Raw genomic sequence first — 17,121 nt, 5'->3', positions numbered from 1 at the left:
GATGTGCGTTGGGGCGTCGAAAAGCTTAGAGGTACACCGGGTAGTCGCGGTCCTCGATGCCTGGATCGATGCGGTGTTCCACAAAGATTCCGTGCCACACCATGAAGGACAGCACCGTCCACAGCCTGCGGGAATGATCGCTCACCCCGGCACGGTGCTCCTTGAGCATTTCGAGCACGGCCTTTTTGTCAAAGATCTCCTCAGTGTTTGATGCATTGATCTGATCCTGGGCCCAACCGAAGAGCTCATCGCCTGCCAGCCAATTACGCATAGGTACGGGGAAGCCGAGCTTCTTGCGGTGCAGCACGTGCGGAGGAACGATCTGCTCCATCGCCTTGCGCAAAGCGTACTTGGTGGTTCCGTGGGAGATTTTTAGATCGTAGGGAATCGCCTCGGCTACGCGGAACACTTCTTTATCTAGGAATGGGACGCGGAGCTCCAGGGAATGCGCCATATTGATCTTGTCGGCCTTCACCAAGATGTCGCCACGCATCCACGTGAACAGATCCAGGTGCTGCATGCGCGCTACCGGGTCCATGTGTCGGGACTGCTCGTAGATCGGGGCAGTGACTTCCCGGTGATCCCACTCGCGCTTGGCCCAGGGGATCACGCGCTGCATCTGCTCAAAATTAAATGAACGTGCGTTGCCATAGTAGCGCTCTTCCATGGTCATGGAACCGCGATCCAGCAGGGACTTGCCCTTCACGCCCTCTGGCATCATCTTGGACAGTTTGCCCAGGCTACGGCGCAGGGGAGCGGGGATCTTCTCAAAGGGCGCTAGCGACAAAGGCTCCTTATATATGGTGTAACCGCCGAAGAGTTCATCTGCGCCCTCGCCGGAGAGCACCACCTTAACGTGCTTGCGGGCTTCTTGGGCGACAAAGTACAGCGGCACGAGCGAGGGATCAGCTACTGGATCGTCCAAGTACCACATGATCTTCGGAATCGCCTCGGCATATTCCTCGGGGCTGACGATCTTCACGATATGTTCGGCGCCGATGGCGGCAGCCGACTCTGCGGCCACATCCACCTCCGAGTAGCCTTCGCGCTCGAAACCCGTGGTGAAAGTGAGCAGGTTGTCGTTGTGGCGCTTGGCGAGGGTGGCGATAGCGGTGGAGTCGATACCGCCGGAAAGGAAGGATCCGACGGTCACATCCGCGCGCATATGCTTTTCCACGCTGTCTTCCAGCGCCTTTGCAATGCGGTCGAACAACTCCTGCTCGGTGCCCTTCGGGACGGGCTGCGCCGGGAACTGTGGACGGAAGTAACGCTCTTGTTTGACCTCGCCACCGGGGGTGACGGTTGCGGTGCAGCCGGACTCCAGACGGCGGATTTCCTCGTGCAGGCTCTCCGGTTCGGGCACATATTGGAGATCCACGTAATGCTCGATAGCGCGGCGGTCAAGTTCGAGACCTAGACCGATTGATTGCGCCATTTCCAGGATGCATTTCTTCTCGGAGGCGAATACCGTGCCGGCACCGGTGGTGGCGTAGTAGAGCGGCTTGATGCCGAATTGGTCGCGCGCGAGGAACAGTGTGCGCTCGTAGGTGTCCCAAATGGCGATGCCAAACATGCCGCGCAGGTGCCGAACAACGTCGGCGCCCCAGTGGTGGAAACCAACGATGATCGGCTCGCCATCCCCTTCGGTATAAAACGAGTAGCCCGCTTCTTCGAGCTGTTCGCGAAGCTCGATGTAGTTGTAGATCTCACCGTTGAAGGTCATCGCATAGCGATGTGGTTGCCCCTCGGGGCCCCAGCGGAGAGGTTGATGGGAGTGCTCCAGATCGATGATGGAAAGGCGGTTGAACCCAAAAACCGCAGTGTCATCGTGCCAGGCACCCGCTTCATCGGGACCGCGGTGCCGCATGCACGGCAGTGCCTTATTAATAGCATCCACAAACGATGCCGCATCGCTGTGGCTAGTGACCATTCCTAGAAGCCCGCACATACTTGGCGAGTCTCCCTTCTATCCGTATCGCAACTGTTGACCCAGCCAAACGAGCGAGAGGAGCGCCGGTGGCGGGTAGTTCAAGAGCACTAATTTACCTTGTCTCCATGGATGGCGTTGTATTTGAGTACTGGGAAGCTGTTCTGGTTGCTTTTCGACGCCCCATGTTCGAGTTCGCTTCGGTGTCATCCGGGGGTGTGTCTGGGGTCAGGTGCGGTAGTCAGTAGCAATAGTGGGGTATCCATAAGGTTGATATGGGCTGAGGTGCTTTGTGATATGGGCTACATGTGTGTGTGGTTCACCTTGGGGCTGTTGGGGAACAAACCGTCGGATCATACGTCTGTGCAGGGGTGAACCCATCGTCGTGACCTGAAAATTGGCTGTACATGCTGCAAAGTGGCTGGGAACAGCATTCAAAAACCACCGCTCAAATGCGCTATCCTGCCTTCATAGACGTGGATGAAATTAGCCATGCCGTTCCTGGGTGATTTTCAGCGGGTTGTCCGTTGCGGTTACGAGGTGACGGGGCTAAATCATCATCCAAAGGACTAGTGCAAAAGGAAGGCAGACGCGCGTGAATCAACAGCAGCAGCGTGGCTTTGGCCGTAAGGCACTGCTCGGCGGTGTTCTGGGCCTCGGTGGCCTCGCCCTGGCAGGTTGCGATGTCACCCCTCCGGGCGGTGTGCTCGGCAAGGCGCTCGCATTCGGCTGGCCAGAAGGAATTACGCCTGAAGCAACGGCGATGTACAACTTCTGGTCTTGGGTGTGGGTTGCGGCTTGGATCATTGGCTTCATCATGTGGGGCCTGTTTATCTACGGCATGTTCGCCTGGAGCGCCAAACGTGCCAAGAAGGCCGGCAAGGACGAGTTCCCTCGCCAAACCCAGTACAACATTCCCCTGGAGCTTGTGCTCACCATTGTCCCAATCGTCATCGTGATGGTGCTGTTCTTCTTCACCGTCCAGACCCAAGACAAGGTCACCGCTTTGGATAAGGATCCAAAGGTGAAGGTGGACGTCACCGCTTACCAGTGGAACTGGAAGTTCGGCTACCGTGAGGTGGCTGGTGAGTTGACTGAAAACGGTCAGGTCTATAACGGTGTCGATGAGGCTCGCCAGCAGCAGGCGGAGGAGACCAAGTACGACGCAGAGGGCGAGGGAGGAAAGCACCCCAACCCCATCAACGGTCGTTCACTGGGTGACAAGTCTTACCTGAACTTCGACAAGATTGAGACCATCGGTACTACCAACGAAGTTCCCGTATTGGTGCTTCCTTCCGATACTGCTATCGAGTTTTCTTTGGCCTCAGATGACGTGTCCCACTCCTTCTGGGTTCCTGAGTTCTTGTTCAAGCGTGACGTCTATAACCACCCTGAGCAGAACAAGCAAGAGCGACGCTTCCAGATTGAAAAGATTGAAGAAGAAGGCGCCTTCGTTGGTCGTTGTGCAGAAATGTGCGGCACCTACCACGCCATGATGAACTTCGAAATCCGCGTTGTGTCTCCCGAGAAGTTCAAGCAGTACCTTCAGTACCGCATTGACAATCCCGAGGCTCCCAACTCTGAAGCGCTGGCCTCCATCGGCGAAGCTCCGTATGCAACCAGCACCTCGCCGTTCAACTCTGACCGTGCGACCGTAGACGGTGTAAACGCACAAGACCCCAACAGCGCGGAACGCTAGAACGAGAGGATTGAACAATGAAGGCTACTTCCAAAATCATGTACGGCATTGCCGTATTCATGTTCATCGTCTCCATCATCTATGTCTTCGCGACGATTCACGTCGAAGACACCGGTAACCTCGTAGGTTACGAATGGGCGGGTGGCGTATCACTCTTCCTCGCCTCGGCACTCGCGTTGATGCTCGGCGGATATCTTCACTTCACCGAAAAGCGTATCGACGTGTTGCCAGAAGACTGGGAGGAGGCTGAGATCTCCGACGGTGCGGGCACCCTGGGTTTCTTCAGCCCCAACTCGATCTGGCCGCTGGCAATGAGTGGCTCCATCGCCCTGCTCGGCTTTGGCATCATCTTCATGCACTACTGGCTCATCGCTTTCGGTGCTGTGTGCTTGATTTACACCACCACCATGTTGAACCTGCAATACGGTTTGCCGAAGGAAAAGCACTAAACTTTCACGTCTGAAACTGGCACCCTGTCCCTTACCCCTGAAAAGTGGGTATGCGGACAGGGTGCTTTTTGCTTTGCCTCCTATCAGGCCACAGTATCGCCGTCAAAAGTGCGAAAATGACCCCGAATTTGGGAGGGGCATACGAAAGTTGGTCATAGGTGTCATGTGAAGATCGCTCGATGTGAATTAAATCTCAACGAACTATGTGGCGACTGGGCTGAGCCTGCGAAGCATTTGAGTTGCCTGGGAGCCTCATCGAGGTTGCCTGACAGTGAATTCTGAATGAACCCCGTAATGACCTGCGGAAAGGGCGCGTCGTAAAAGTCGTCAAAAAAGTTCCACAGTTGCCGGAAAAAATTTTCTACCGGGAGGGGAGTGCGGGGGTAAGAATCGGGCCCCGGAATGGGCCTCAGATGTCGGGGGCAACAACGTGACTCACCGGCTTCGAAGCGCCATACTAGAACACGTGACGACCGCAATTGGAAACAAAGGTATGGCAGCACCACAACGTGTTGCGGCACTGAACCGTCCCAACATGGTCAGTGTCGGCACGATTGTGTTCCTGTCTCAGGAATTGATGTTCTTCGCCGGTCTGTTCGCGATGTACTTCACCTCGCGTGCAAATGGCATCGGCAACGGATCTTGGAAGGAGGGTGCAGATCACCTCAACGTCCCTTACGCTCTGGCTATCACCGTCGTACTGATTTCGTCTTCATTCACGGCACAATTTGGTGTTTTCGCCGCCGAGCGGGGCGATGTCTTCGGTCTTCGCAAGTGGTTTGCGGTGACCATTCTGCTGGGTGCCATCTTCTTGGTTGGCCAGGCATACGAGTATTACCACTTGGTAGAACACGGTATGACGATCCCAAGCAGCGTCTACGGTTCTTCGTTCTTCATCACAACGGGCTTCCACGCGGCACACGTGCTTGCCGGTGTTCTTGCCTTCGTCGTGGTGTTGCTTCGTATTAGTAAGGCAAAGTTCACCCCCGCGCAGGCAACTGCCGCGATGGTGACGTCCTACTACTGGCACTTCGTTGACGTCGTCTGGATCGGCTTGTTCATCACGATCTACTTCATCCAGTAGGAAGCAGATTGAGATTCCGTTCTTAACGGAACCAATATGCGTCCCCACTTTCCGTATTCGAGACAAAAAGGGAAATGATGGATACCAATCCCACCAACTACGAGGCGGTTGAACAGACTGCCTCGGCAACTAAGGCTAAGAAGGTGAAGTCCCGCCGCAAGCTGCGTCGCACCCTCGCAGGTGCATTCGCACTTTCAGTCGGTCTCACCGGCGCTGGTTTGCTTGTGAACGCGGCCACCCCGGATGCCCAAGTTGCTACCGCTCAAAAGGATGAGCAAGCGCTTATTCAAGAGGGTAAGACCATCTACGACACCGCTTGCATCACCTGCCACGGTGCGAATCTTCAAGGGGTGAAAGACCGCGGTCCTTCTCTCGTTGGCGTTGGCTCCGGTGCTGTGTACTTCCAAGTGCACTCCGGCCGTATGCCAATGACCCGTAACGAGGCTCAGGTTCCTCGCAAGCCCGCCCGTTACACCGAAGCTCAGACCCTCGCCCTCGCTGCATACGTGGACGCCAATGGTGGCGGCCCCGGCATTGTGTATAACCAAGACGGATCCATTGCAATGGAGTCCCTTCGCGGTAAGAACTATGACGGAGAGATCGATCCTGCCGATGTCGCTCGCGGCTCCGATCTTTTCCGCTTGAACTGCGCTTCTTGCCACAACTTCACCGGTCGTGGCGGTGCGCTTTCTGCCGGTAAGTACGCACCAGTTTTGGATCCTGCGAATGAGCAAGAGATCTACCAGGCAATGCTGACTGGTCCGGAAAACATGCCGAAGTTCTCCGATCGCCAGCTCACTGCTGACGAGAAGAAGGACATTATCGCGTTCATCAAGTCTTCCAAGGAAACCCCCAACCCCGGTGGTTGGAGCCTGGGTGGCCTCGGTCCCGTGACTGAGGGCATGATGATGTGGCTCGTCGGAATCGTGGTCCTAGTGGCCGCTGCGTTGTGGATTGGATCGCGCTCATGAGCAATAACGACAAGAACTACACGGAAAAAGACCTCAACGGAATGAGCAACGACGACCTGGCTCGCCTGGGTACTGAGCTTGACGGCGTTACCGTTGCGTTCCGTAAAGAGCGCTTCCCGATCGACAATGATCCCGCTTCGAAGCGTGCTTCCCGAACCGTCGGCATCTGGCTGGGCATCGGCATCGTTTCGGCCATTGCATTCCTCGCGGTTTACCTGTTCTGGCCATGGCACTACAAGGCGCTGGGTCAAGAGGGCCTGTGGACGTACACCCTCTACACCCCACTTTTGGGTCTGACTGCTGGCCTCGCGATCCTCGGCCTCGGCATTGGTGCAACGCTGTACGTTAAGAAGATCATCCCCGAAGAGATCGCAGTTCAGCGCCGCCACGATGGCCCTTCGGACGAAGTGGACCGTCGCACGATCGTCGCGTTGTTGAATGATTCCTGGCAGACTTCCACCCTTGGTCGCCGCAAGGTAATCAAGTCCATGCTTGGCGTTGGCGGCTTGCTCGCTGGCCTCGTTGTCATCGCACCGCTCGGCGGCATGGTGAAGAACCCATGGAAGAAGGGTCACCTCGGTATTCAGGGCGACGGAACCCTGTGGACGTCCGGCTGGACCCTTCACGAGGAGGGTGTGAAGCTCTACCTCGGTCGCGATACCGGCGTGATTGCCGAAAAGCACAAGAACTCCGTAGGGGAGCACTACACCACCCAGGGCGTGACCCGCCTGGTTCGTATGCGCCCGGAGGACCTTGCCGCTGCCGCTATGGAAACCGTGTTCCCGCTCCCCGCAGATTTGGTCAACGACGGCGACAAATACAACGCCAAGGCCGACGTCTACGAAGAGCACATGCACTCCATCCATGGCCCACGTAACGCAGTGATGCTAATTCGCCTTCGTTCTCAGGACGCTAAGCGCGTTGTTGAGCGCGAAAATCAGGAGAACTTCCACTACGGCGACTACTACGCATATTCAAAGATCTGCACGCACATCGGTTGCCCCACCTCGCTTTACGAGGCACAAACCAACCGTATTCTGTGCCCCTGCCACCAGTCGCAGTTCGACGCATTGCACTACGGCAAGCCGGTATTCGGCCCCGCTGCTCGTGCTTTGCCACAGCTGCCGATCACCGTTGACGAAGAGGGTTACCTCGTCGCCGCAGGCAACTTCATTGAGCCTGTCGGCCCGGCATTCTGGGAGCGTCGTTCATGAGCAACAAACTAGCCGACATCGGCAACAACATTGATTCCCGGTACACGGCATCTGCCGGTATCCGGCGCCAAATCAACAAGGTTTTCCCCACGCACTGGTCCTTCATGCTTGGTGAAGTGGCTCTGTACAGCTTCATCATCCTGCTGCTCACCGGTGTCTACTTGACCCTGTTTTTCGATCCTTCGATCACCAAGGTCATCTATGACGGCGACTATCTGCCCCTCAACGGTGTGGAAATGTCCCGCGCTTACGAGACTGCGCTCAATATCTCCTTCGAGGTACGCGGTGGCTTGTTCATCCGTCAGATGCACCACTGGGCTGCACTGATGTTCATGGTCGCGATGACCGTGCACATGCTCCGTATCTTCTTCACCGGAGCATTCCGTCGCCCACGTGAGGCTAACTGGATCATCGGTGCAGTGTTGCTGCTCCTGGGCATGGTTGAAGGGTTCATGGGTTACTCCCTGCCTGACGACCTCCTCTCCGGAGTGGGTCTGCGCATCATGTCCGCCATTATCGTGGGCATGCCGATCATCGGTACCTGGCTGCACTGGCTGATTTTCGGTGGAGATTTCCCCTCCGATCTGATGCTTGACCGCTTCTACATCGCCCACGTGCTGCTGATTCCGGGCATCATCCTCGGACTCATCGCGGCTCACCTGGCTTTGGTTTGGTACCAAAAGCACACTCAGTTCCCGGGTGCTGGACGTACCGAGAACAACGTTGTTGGCGTGCGCATCCTCCCACTGTTCGGGCTGAAGGCTGCGGCATTTGGTCTGCTTACTGCCGGTGTCCTCGCACTCATGGCAGGCCTGACCTCCATCAACGCTATTTGGAATCTTGGGCCGTACAATCCATCACAGGTTTCCGCAGGTTCCCAGCCTGACATCTACATGTTGTGGACTGACGGTGCAGCTCGTGTTATGCCGGCATGGGAGCTCTACATTGGCAACCACACCATCCCCGGCGCATTCTGGGTAGCGATGCTCTGCTTGGTTCTGGTAATTCTCCTGGTGACCTACCCCTTCATCGAGAAGAAGATCACTGGTGATGATGCACACCACAACCTCTTGCAGCGTCCTCGAGACGTGCCAGTGCGCACCTCTTTGGGTGTCATGGCAGTCGTGTTCTACTTCTTGCTCACTCTCTCGGGTGGTAACGACTTGTTCGCGTACCACTTCCACGTATCGCTCAATGCGATGACCTGGGTTGGCCGCATCGGCCTGATCGTCTTGCCACCACTGGCATACTTCGTTACCTACCGCATCTGCATTGGCCTTCAGCGTTCGGACCGCGAGGTGCTGGAACATGGTATCGAGACCGGTTCTATCAAGATGCTGCCCAACGGTGCGTTCATCGAGGTTCACCAGCCGCTCGGCCCAGTGGACGAACACGGACATGCGGTACCGCTCGAGTACGCTGGCGCCGCTGTTCCGAAGCAGATGAACCAACTAGGCTTTGCTGGCTCACCAGGTCGCGGTAGCTACTTCTCGCCGGATCCTGAGGATATCCGTCGTAAGGCTGCCGAGATCGAGGCCGCGAACCATCACGAAGAAGTGGAGATGTACGAAAATCTCCAGCGCCTCAACCGCGCAAGAGACGAAGAAGCAGAGAAGTAACTTCTTCGAATCCTTGAATACGGAAACGAAAAAGGAGACCAGCATCAGCTGGTCTCCTTTTTTCATATATGAATACCAGAGCAGTCTCTTGCGCAGCCGGTTTAGCGATGACATGAGGCAGGAACGAATTGCACATAACGCGGATGGCGAGCGCACTGTTTCGTGAGCCGTCCATTGCAATGAACACCCAAGACAACGTCTTGCTGGCCGCGCTGACGGGTCGCTTCAGCAGTAATCAAACGCCATTTCCTTCTATAAATCCGTGATGTGAGTAAGCTCACATAGCATTTCTGCTGCCGCTATCGCAAATGGATCGGCTATAACAATGCGTCAGTTCTGGCTGGTGTAAAACTCCTGAAATCCCATGTCAGCCGACTATTGCTCGTATTTCTCTATTTTAAGTTCAAAGCTTCAGCTATCCTTTCCTAAGATTCCTCAAGGGGCGTATCGGCGGATTACGACTTGATAACGAAATGATTACAGCGGTTCGACTAGACAAGTCTTGTTGCAATTTCGTAACCTAATCGAGACATTTCGTGAAGGGCTTCAGTTGAAGCGTGGAGCGGACAACGAAGAACTGAAACGTCTTCGAAGTCTCAAAGTAAGTGAAGAGAAATTGAAGCCGTAACGGGTTTCCCGTTGGACAAAAGAAATGATTTGGAGAATCACACGTGGCTAAGCACCGTCGCAACAAGCAGACCGCCCGCAACGCAGCTGTAGCATCCGCTGCAGTAGTAGGCGCAGCTGTCGCCCTGACTCCCGCCGCCCAAGCCCTGGAGGTAAATGTACCGCTCACCGGTCAGTCCGTTGACGTGCCAGGAGCTGATCTCCTCAACGTTGGCGCAGTTTCCGGCGGTACCTCTCAGGTGCCTTTCATTGGCCAGGGTCAGGATTTTGGCCTGGGTGTCCTGCAAACCGCAGCCCCTGCCTCCCCGTTGTCTTCCGAGGGGCAGAAGATCGTGGATGCAGCTCGTTCAAAGATCGGCGCTCCCTACGTCTGGGGTGCTGCAGGTCCGGACGCTTTCGATTGCTCCGGTCTGACCTCTTGGGCGTACAAGCAGGTAGGAAAGAGCATCCCGCGCACTTCCTACGATCAGGCTGCAGGCGGACGTCAGGTTTCCCGTGACCAGCTCCAGCCCGGCGATATTATCGCTTTCTACTCCGGCGCTTCCCACGTGGGCATCTATACCGGGCACGGCACCGTGATCCACGCGCTGAACGAGGGCACCCCCCTTTCTGAATCCTCCATCGATTCCATGCCTTACCACAGCGCCGTGCGCTTCTAAGGATCGAAAACCTTAACCGTCCCCCACGATGTGGGGGACGGTTTTGTCATTACTGTACTCTATTCACTCCTTTCACAGTGCTTGGCCTCGTTATATAAGTGCGCTGTACAAGGGGATATAGTGTTCTAGTATTCGGTATTCCACCCATGACTAAGGCGAAGATTTGTGAGACTTTCTACCTCAACCAAGCTGCTCACCCTTTTAACTGCGAGCACGGTGTATCTCGGTATGACGCCGACCGTTCACGCTGATGAAGTTGATGCTCTGATTGCACAGATGGATCAGATTTCGCACGACACCAACGCGAAGAATGAAGAAGTCAAGCAACTGCAAAACGAGCTAGATGCCGGAAATCAAAAGCTGGATGACTTGCAAAGGCAGGCGCAGGTTGCCACTGATGAGGCGAATGCAGCTTTAGCCCAGGAACAAGGTTTGCGTTCTGAGGTCAATCGTCTTGCAGGAGCAAAGTATCGTGGTGCCACCATTGATCCAATCACGAACGCTCTGGGTGCCGATTCGCCTCAATACGCAATTGACCGGGCCGCCTATATGGGTACGTTGACGCGGAATGCGAAGCAGTCCCTCCAGGATTTGCATTCAGTCACCGAAGTTGCTGCGGAGAAACGTAGCGAGGCGAAGCGAACCATCGCTGAAGTGAGCTTCGAGCAAAACGAACTGAAGCGCCAACAGGCCGATCTGAAGAAGCAGCAAGAAGAGCTCGAGGCTCGTACTCAAGAGGTGCTCGATCGGGTGAATGGTCTTTCAGCGGATCAGCGCGCCCGTTGGATCGCGAAAAACGGTCCAGTTGATGTTGATCCGGTGGTCTTTTCTTCAGTCGCGTCTGAAGCAGTGCAGGCAGCACTGAGCAAGCTGGGCGCACCGTATGAATGGGGTGCGGCCGGTCCTGATGCTTTCGATTGTTCTGGACTGGTGGTGTGGGCTTACCAGCAGCAAGGAAAGCAACTGCCACGCACATCGCAGGCACAGATGGCCGGTGGGACGCCGGTCAGCAGGGGAGAGCTTCAACCGGGAGACGTCGTTGGTTACTACCCGGGAGCCACGCATGTAGGCATTTACATTGGTGATGGCAAGCTCGTTCACGCCTCCGACTATGGAATTCCTGTGCAGGTAGTACCGGTTGACTCCATGCCGATCTACGGGGCACGTCGATACTAACGTGCCTCGGGTTCTACTGGTCACCAACGATTTCCCTCCAACTATCGGAGGGATTCAGTCCTACCTCAGGGACTTCCTAGCGCAATTACCACCGCGAGATGTCGTGGTATTTGCCTCTACCCAAAACGCAGATGAGGCAAAGGTCTACGACGATTCCCTGGATATGAAGGTCTACCGCTGGCAGCGGCGCGTGATGCTGCCTTCCGTTCCAGTGGCTCGACGGATGCAGGAAATTATCCGGCGTGAGCATATTGACGTGGTGTGGTTCGGCGCTGCTGCTCCGCTTGCACTGCTGGCTCCCGCTGCGCGCAGGGCGGGGGCTTCGCGGATTGTCGCCTCGACGCATGGTCACGAGGTTGGTTGGGCCATGTTGCCGATCGCGCGGCAACTGCTGCGCAGAATCGGCAATCACTGTGACGTGATCACTTATATCTCCCAATACACGCTCGGAAGAATCCGAGGAGCCATAGGCGCCCGGCCCGAGTACGTTCGCTTGCCATCCGGCGTAGACATTCACAGGTTCCACCCTGCTGCCGATCAGCAGGGTGTGAGAAGCCAATTGGGATGGAGCAATGATCTGGTGGTGCTGTGCACCTCGCGCCTGGTGGCGCGTAAGGGGCAGGACTCTCTGATGCAGGTGTGGCCTCAGGTCAAAGAAGAATTTCCCAACGCCCGCCTGGTGATCGTCGGCAGCGGCCCGTATCAATCGCGCTTGCGTGCCATGAGAGCCTCCATGGGCTCAGTGGCGCGCAGCGTGAGCATGCCCGGTCGCGTTTCTGAACATACGATGGAGAAGATGCTGCAAGCTGCCGACGTCTTTGCCATGCCGTGCCGCACTCGAGGTTACGGTTTGGACGTTGAAGGACTAGGCATCGTGTTCCTAGAAGCGCAGGCAAGCGGGCTGCCCGTCGTCGCCGGAGACTCCGGCGGAGCCCCGGAAACCGTGCCAACTGACGTTGGTGTGGTTGTATCAGGGAAAGATCTGGAACAGCTTGCCAATGCGTTGCGCAAGATGTTGGCGGACGGGGGACGTCGAAAAGCGTGTGGAGCGGCTGGACGACGCCACGTTGAGCAAGCCTGGACGTGGGAGATTATGGGAGCCAAACTTCGCTCGGTGCTGGGGTTTGGGTAAAGCACGCCACCCGAAGATATAATGCTGGGGTTATCATAAGCGTCGTTGAAGAAGGCTCCACCATGCCGCACTCAGTGCAGGAACACCCCGTCACCGTTGGATTTGATATCGGTGGAACGAACCTGCGGGCGGCGGTGGTTCGAGATGGCGCGATTATTGATCGTCGATCAGTAGACACACCTAAAGATCCAAACACGCTGCAGCAAAGCATCGTTGAGTTGGTGGATGAACTGCGCGAAAGTTATCAGGTAAACGGCGTAGGTCTTGCCATTGCGGGGTTTCTAGACCCCACTTGTGAGATCGTGCGCTTTGCTCCTCATCTGCCGTGGCGCGACCGCAACGTTCGAGCGGAACTTAGCGAAGCGCTCAAGTTGCCCGTGCGCTTGGAACACGATGCCAACTCCGCCGCCTGGGGGGAATACCGTTACGGGGCAGCGAAGGACGTGGACAATTGGGTGCTCTTCGCCGTTGGCACCGGCATTGGTGCCACCCTCATGAATGGGGGAGAGATCTATCGTGGCGCGTTCGGTACAGCGCCCGAATTTGGACACCTCTGTGTTGTTCCAGACGGACGGCCGTGCCCATGCGGTAAACGTGGATGCCTTGAGCGTTACTGCTCCGGTACAGCGTTGGTGCAAACCGCACACGAGATGCTCGACGCACAGCCACACAGACCATCAGTGCTGCGAGAAACAGAGGACTTTAGCGGAAAAGCAGTGATGGATGCAGCGCGCGCAGGAGACGAACTCGCGCTTGCTGTATTTGAGGACTTTGGAACATGGTTGGGCAAGGCGCTGTCGATTGTGGCAGACGTGCTCGATCCTGGGCTCATCGTTATCGGCGGCGGAGTCGCTAGCGCCTGTGACTTATATATGGATCGGGCCAAGGCTGCCCTCGCGGAGTCCATTGTGGGGGCTGGTCATCGGCCTTTGCCGGATGCGCGGTGTGCAAGCTTGGGAGGCGATGCGGGCATGATCGGAGTGGCGGATCTGGCGTTGCGAAGTGTGGAGCCTCAGGCGGGCTAAGCGGATAGCTCCGGCCAGCTGAGGTGGGGTTATTTTCTTTGAAAAAATCTTTCGTGCTGGGCTATTCTCGAACCATGAGCATCCTTGGAAGCACCAACATTCCGAACAAGTGGTACTGGGCATTCAAGTACGTCCTTGTTGGTCCACTGCTTCGAGTCTGGAATCGCCCCGAGGTGGAACATTTAGAAAGGATTCCGGATAAGGGTGCTGCTATTTTGCCGTCGAATCATCAGGCGGTGATGGATTCCTTCTACTTCCCCCTGGTGTGCAAGCGCCAACTTACTTTTCCAGCAAAAAGCGAGTATTTCACGAACACCTCTTTCGTGGGCAAGCTGCAAAAGTGGTTTTTCACCTCCGTTGGTCAAGTGCCGATCGAACGCGGATCTGCTGATGCTGGCGATCAACTGCTAGAGGCCGCGACGGAGGTGCTCGAAAGGGAGGATTTGTTCGGGATCTATCCCGAAGGCACGCGATCCCCGGACGGACGAGTCTACAAAGGTAAAACGGGCATGGCTCGCATCGCGCTGCAAACAGGTGTGCAGGTTATTCCAGTTGCCATGATTGGTACGCGGAAGGCGAATCCAATAGGTTCTTGGATCCCGCGGCCAGCTAAGGTGCGCATGCGGATTGGTGAGCCAATTGATCCTCGGGCGTTTGTTCTTGAGCAGGGCCTTGACCCTGAAAGCTATGAGGCAACCCGCTACCTAACCGATCATGTTATGCACACTTTGGCGGATCTCGCTGGTGAGGAATACGTCGATGTCTATGCCGCCGACGTCAAAGCGGCTTTAGAGGCCGGCAGAGGATATCCCGAAGGCGTATAACATTCCAGAGGACGCCGCTCGCGCCTCCCCGGAAGGCGTGACACGACATCTGAGGGGATCTGTATGGATCCCCTCTTTTGCGTCAAGTGTCTAGGTAGTTTCCGCTGGCTTGGATACACTAATTCACTGCACCCCTGTCCTGCAGTGTTTTCCCGTGCTCCGGCTTGGGTTGCGTCCGTACCAAAACCTGTGACCACCCAAGACGAGGAGCCTGAGGTGTCTCAAACGCTGAAGCCGCGAATGGCCTGGCCAGACGTGGCAAAGGGACTCTCTATCTTGGGGGTTGTGCTGCTGCACATCACGCTGGCGGTTCCTGAAGGGGACAAGACTTTTGCAGCTGAAGCGAATGAGCTCATCGCACCGCTGCGCATGCCACTGTTCTTCCTCGTCAGTGGGTTCTTTTCGCTGAAGGTACTGGGCTACCGCTGTTATGAGCTTTTCACCAAGAGGATTTGGTTTCTTGCAGTCCCGTATGTGATTTGGGCTCCGATTGAAATTTGGTTGAAACACCTGGAATGGCACGTCTTTCTAGACAAACCGATGCCCGACCGAGAGTATTTGGTTGAGTCGGTTGTGGAATCCAGCAATATGTACTGGTTCTTGCATTCCCTCGTACTGTTCACTGTGGTGCTATGGGCATGCAAATTTGTGCCACCTTGGGCTCGATGGTTGATCTTCGGTCTAATACTGTTTGCCGCCCCATTGTTGCCTTATCCACCACTGATGGCCAAGGTTGCCACGTACTTGCCCTGCTTCCTCTTCGGCGCTTTTGCCCGCCCGTGGATTACTCGATTTGCAGAACAAGCGTTTAAGCCTTGGGCATTGGTATTGGGGCTGATGAGCTATTTCGGCGCCCGTGAGTTGCTTATGATCCTCGCGGGAACTGAAGACCCATATGTGGCCCAGGTGATGAGCACCGTGGCGACGTTGCTGCATCTTCCTGGTGGCATCATATTGGTGGTTGGTTTGGCAAAGATCCCGCTGCTCGGTGAAATGTTGCAGCGCATCGGCCGTCACACGTTGATCATTTACATTAGTCACCCCATCGCCTTGACGGTGATATTTGGGTACTACTTCCGCTATCGAGACGGCGGCATTGGGCTTGATGCCACAGGTTTGATGGGCCACACCAATACGTGGATCCTGCTTTGTATTCCAGTGACTGTGTTCGGCGCATTCGCTTTCCAATTCTTGAGCAAGGTGCCCGTCATCGGTTGGACGATTTTCCCACCGCACATCGACCACCTCGTAGCCCCGATCGCGAGGCGCTGGCATCCAGGCGACGCTCCCCGGGCGGGCACACCAGACGCTCGCCAGGCGGGGGCACAAGGGCAGCCTTCATCCGTGGGAAGTGGCAACTAGGGGCGTTGTTGTTCAAAGACAACCTGTTCGTGTTTCGCGGGCAGGAAGATGGCGATGACGATCCACAACACTGCCACCCAAACATAAGCATTGCCCAGGAACTGCTGAAGCAGCGACCAAGTATTCTCCAGGCCGTTTTCTCGAGGCATTCCCCAATGCGGTGAGCTGACTGCGACGAAGGCGCTGAGGAACCATCCCCCTCCAAGTGCCCAGCTTTTTCTGCGCACTACTGCCACGAGGATCACCAACAGCGAAGGTGCGAACCACACCCAGTGGTGTGACCAGGACACGGGAGAGCACAGCAGAGCCACTGCAGAGTTGAGCATGATGGCAGCGACGTCATTGCGCTGTTGAATCATCCTCCACATCGCATAAGCAATGGCGAGCATGCCGATGATCACGAACAGCAGCCAGACACCAGAAGCTTCCTGTCCGGCGCGGTAGAGCACGCCCTTGAAAGACTGGTTGCTTGGCCATGCCAGTACACCGATGCGTCCGGTGTCGTGCAGCGTTTCAAGCCAATAGGTTTTTGAGCTTGTTGGTGCCATGAAGAAGGCGAGTGCGCTGGCTGCCACACCGCTGACTACCGAGGTGATTGCAGCGCGCCAATCTCGCTTGAGTAGGAAATACAGACCGAAGACTGCGGGGGTAAGCTTGATCGCTGCGGCGAGGCCAACGAAGAGCCCGCGCGGGAGACGTTTGTTCGCGGGAACGGTGTCTAAGACCACCATCCACATCAAAACGATGTTGACCTGGGCGTAGCTCATGGTCTCACGCACCGGTTCGAGCACGAGCATCAAGGGGAACACGACCGTTGCCAAACCGAGTTGGGCCTTGGTGCTCCACGAGGGAAGGATTCGCTTGCTCACCATGAACAGCACGTGCCACAGCAGCAACGCGCTAAGGAGATTGAGGATCGCGCCGCCGGTGTTCACGGGCACCAACGTAAAAGGGGCGAATACGATGGCCGCTAGCGGGGGATAGGTGAAGGGCAAATTTATGCCCCACACGGAGTAATCCCTGGTGTAAAGGTTATCCCCAGCCAGGTAGGCTTTGGCGCCTTCACGGTAGACGTCGAAATCGATGTGGTAGTGGAACCATTCATCCACGCTGAGGGTTCCAAACGGAACGGCGTACAGCGTGGGGGAGAGATTCCAGAAAAGGAACCACGCCAACGACACAACACAGGCGAGGCCGATGATAAGGGGATTGCTGACACTTCGTTGAAGTTGATGCAGGGTTTGAGGCTGGGTCACACACGTTGATCCTAGTGCTCGACGCGGTGTGTGAGGCCTTCGGGGCAGTGGTTTAGGCTTGGGTGGGCGTTGCGCCAAGCTTGTCGACGCCCCAAGT

The 17,121-nt window shown here is 56.2% G+C and carries 14 protein-coding genes; 12 read left to right on the top strand and 2 right to left on the bottom strand.

Annotated elements, in window-relative coordinates; genetic code table 11:
- Window positions 1–25: 25 nt before the first annotated feature.
- Window positions 26–1,948, bottom strand: a complete 1,923-nt coding sequence (gene asnB, locus CGERO_RS07400) for an asparagine synthase (glutamine-hydrolyzing) (protein ID WP_123934672.1) — start codon at window positions 1,946–1,948, stop codon at window positions 26–28.
- Window positions 1,949–2,522: 574 nt separating this feature from the next.
- Here asnB and ctaC point away from each other — a divergent pair.
- From ctaC to CGERO_RS07340, 12 genes are all read left to right on the top strand, one after another.
- The gene (ctaC, locus tag CGERO_RS07395) at window positions 2,523–3,626 is read left to right on the top strand and encodes an aa3-type cytochrome oxidase subunit II (protein ID WP_123934670.1); all 1,104 of its coding nucleotides are present in this window, start codon (window positions 2,523–2,525) and stop codon (window positions 3,624–3,626) included.
- A gap of 17 nt (window positions 3,627–3,643) precedes the next feature.
- Window positions 3,644–4,075, top strand: coding sequence for an aa3-type cytochrome oxidase subunit IV (gene ctaF, locus CGERO_RS07390; protein ID WP_123934668.1), 432 nt, complete (start codon window positions 3,644–3,646; stop codon window positions 4,073–4,075).
- A gap of 466 nt (window positions 4,076–4,541) precedes the next feature.
- Window positions 4,542–5,159 (top strand): aa3-type cytochrome oxidase subunit III, encoded by a 618-nt coding sequence (gene ctaE, locus CGERO_RS07385; RefSeq protein WP_123934666.1) that lies wholly within the window; start codon window positions 4,542–4,544, stop codon window positions 5,157–5,159.
- A gap of 74 nt (window positions 5,160–5,233) precedes the next feature.
- Window positions 5,234–6,130, top strand: coding sequence for a cytochrome bc1 complex diheme cytochrome c subunit (qcrC, locus tag CGERO_RS07380; protein WP_206423890.1), 897 nt, complete (start codon window positions 5,234–5,236; stop codon window positions 6,128–6,130).
- Window positions 6,127–7,344, top strand: coding sequence for a cytochrome bc1 complex Rieske iron-sulfur subunit (gene qcrA, locus CGERO_RS07375; RefSeq protein WP_123934664.1), 1,218 nt, complete (start codon window positions 6,127–6,129; stop codon window positions 7,342–7,344). The genes qcrC and qcrA overlap by 4 nt, the downstream gene beginning before the upstream one ends.
- The gene (gene qcrB / locus CGERO_RS07370) at window positions 7,341–8,963 is read left to right on the top strand and encodes a cytochrome bc1 complex cytochrome b subunit (protein WP_123934662.1); all 1,623 of its coding nucleotides are present in this window, start codon (window positions 7,341–7,343) and stop codon (window positions 8,961–8,963) included. The genes qcrA and qcrB overlap by 4 nt, the downstream gene beginning before the upstream one ends.
- Before the next feature lie 671 nt (window positions 8,964–9,634).
- The gene (locus CGERO_RS07365; RefSeq protein WP_123934660.1) at window positions 9,635–10,249 is read left to right on the top strand and encodes a C40 family peptidase; all 615 of its coding nucleotides are present in this window, start codon (window positions 9,635–9,637) and stop codon (window positions 10,247–10,249) included.
- A gap of 228 nt (window positions 10,250–10,477) precedes the next feature.
- Window positions 10,478–11,425, top strand: a complete 948-nt coding sequence (locus CGERO_RS07360) for an NlpC/P60 family protein (RefSeq protein ID WP_123936043.1) — start codon at window positions 10,478–10,480, stop codon at window positions 11,423–11,425.
- 1 nt (window position 11,426) lies between these two features.
- Entirely contained in the window at window positions 11,427–12,557 is a 1,131-nt protein-coding gene (locus CGERO_RS07355; RefSeq protein WP_123934658.1) for a glycosyltransferase family 4 protein, read from the top strand.
- Window positions 12,558–12,619: 62 nt separating this feature from the next.
- Window positions 12,620–13,582: an ROK family protein gene (locus CGERO_RS07350; protein ID WP_123934656.1), complete on the top strand. Its 963-nt coding sequence runs from the start codon at window positions 12,620–12,622 to the stop codon at window positions 13,580–13,582.
- Window positions 13,583–13,680: 98 nt separating this feature from the next.
- The gene (locus CGERO_RS07345; protein WP_123936041.1) at window positions 13,681–14,406 is read left to right on the top strand and encodes a lysophospholipid acyltransferase family protein; all 726 of its coding nucleotides are present in this window, start codon (window positions 13,681–13,683) and stop codon (window positions 14,404–14,406) included.
- A 216-nt stretch (window positions 14,407–14,622) separates the two neighbouring features.
- Window positions 14,623–15,768, top strand: coding sequence for an acyltransferase family protein (locus CGERO_RS07340; protein ID WP_164470282.1), 1,146 nt, complete (start codon window positions 14,623–14,625; stop codon window positions 15,766–15,768).
- On the opposite strand, the gene CGERO_RS07335 is transcribed toward CGERO_RS07340, so the two are convergent.
- Window positions 15,765–17,024: a glycosyltransferase 87 family protein gene (locus CGERO_RS07335; protein ID WP_164470281.1), complete on the bottom strand. Its 1,260-nt coding sequence runs from the start codon at window positions 17,022–17,024 to the stop codon at window positions 15,765–15,767. The two genes, CGERO_RS07340 and CGERO_RS07335, sit on opposite strands and share 4 nt — an antisense overlap.
- Between the last annotated feature and the right edge of the window lie 97 nt (window positions 17,025–17,121).

Source organism: Corynebacterium gerontici, from assembly GCF_003813985.1.
GTDB classification, from domain to species: domain Bacteria; phylum Actinomycetota; class Actinomycetes; order Mycobacteriales; family Mycobacteriaceae; genus Corynebacterium; species Corynebacterium gerontici.
This window is presented reverse-complemented; position numbering and strand designations above follow the sequence as displayed.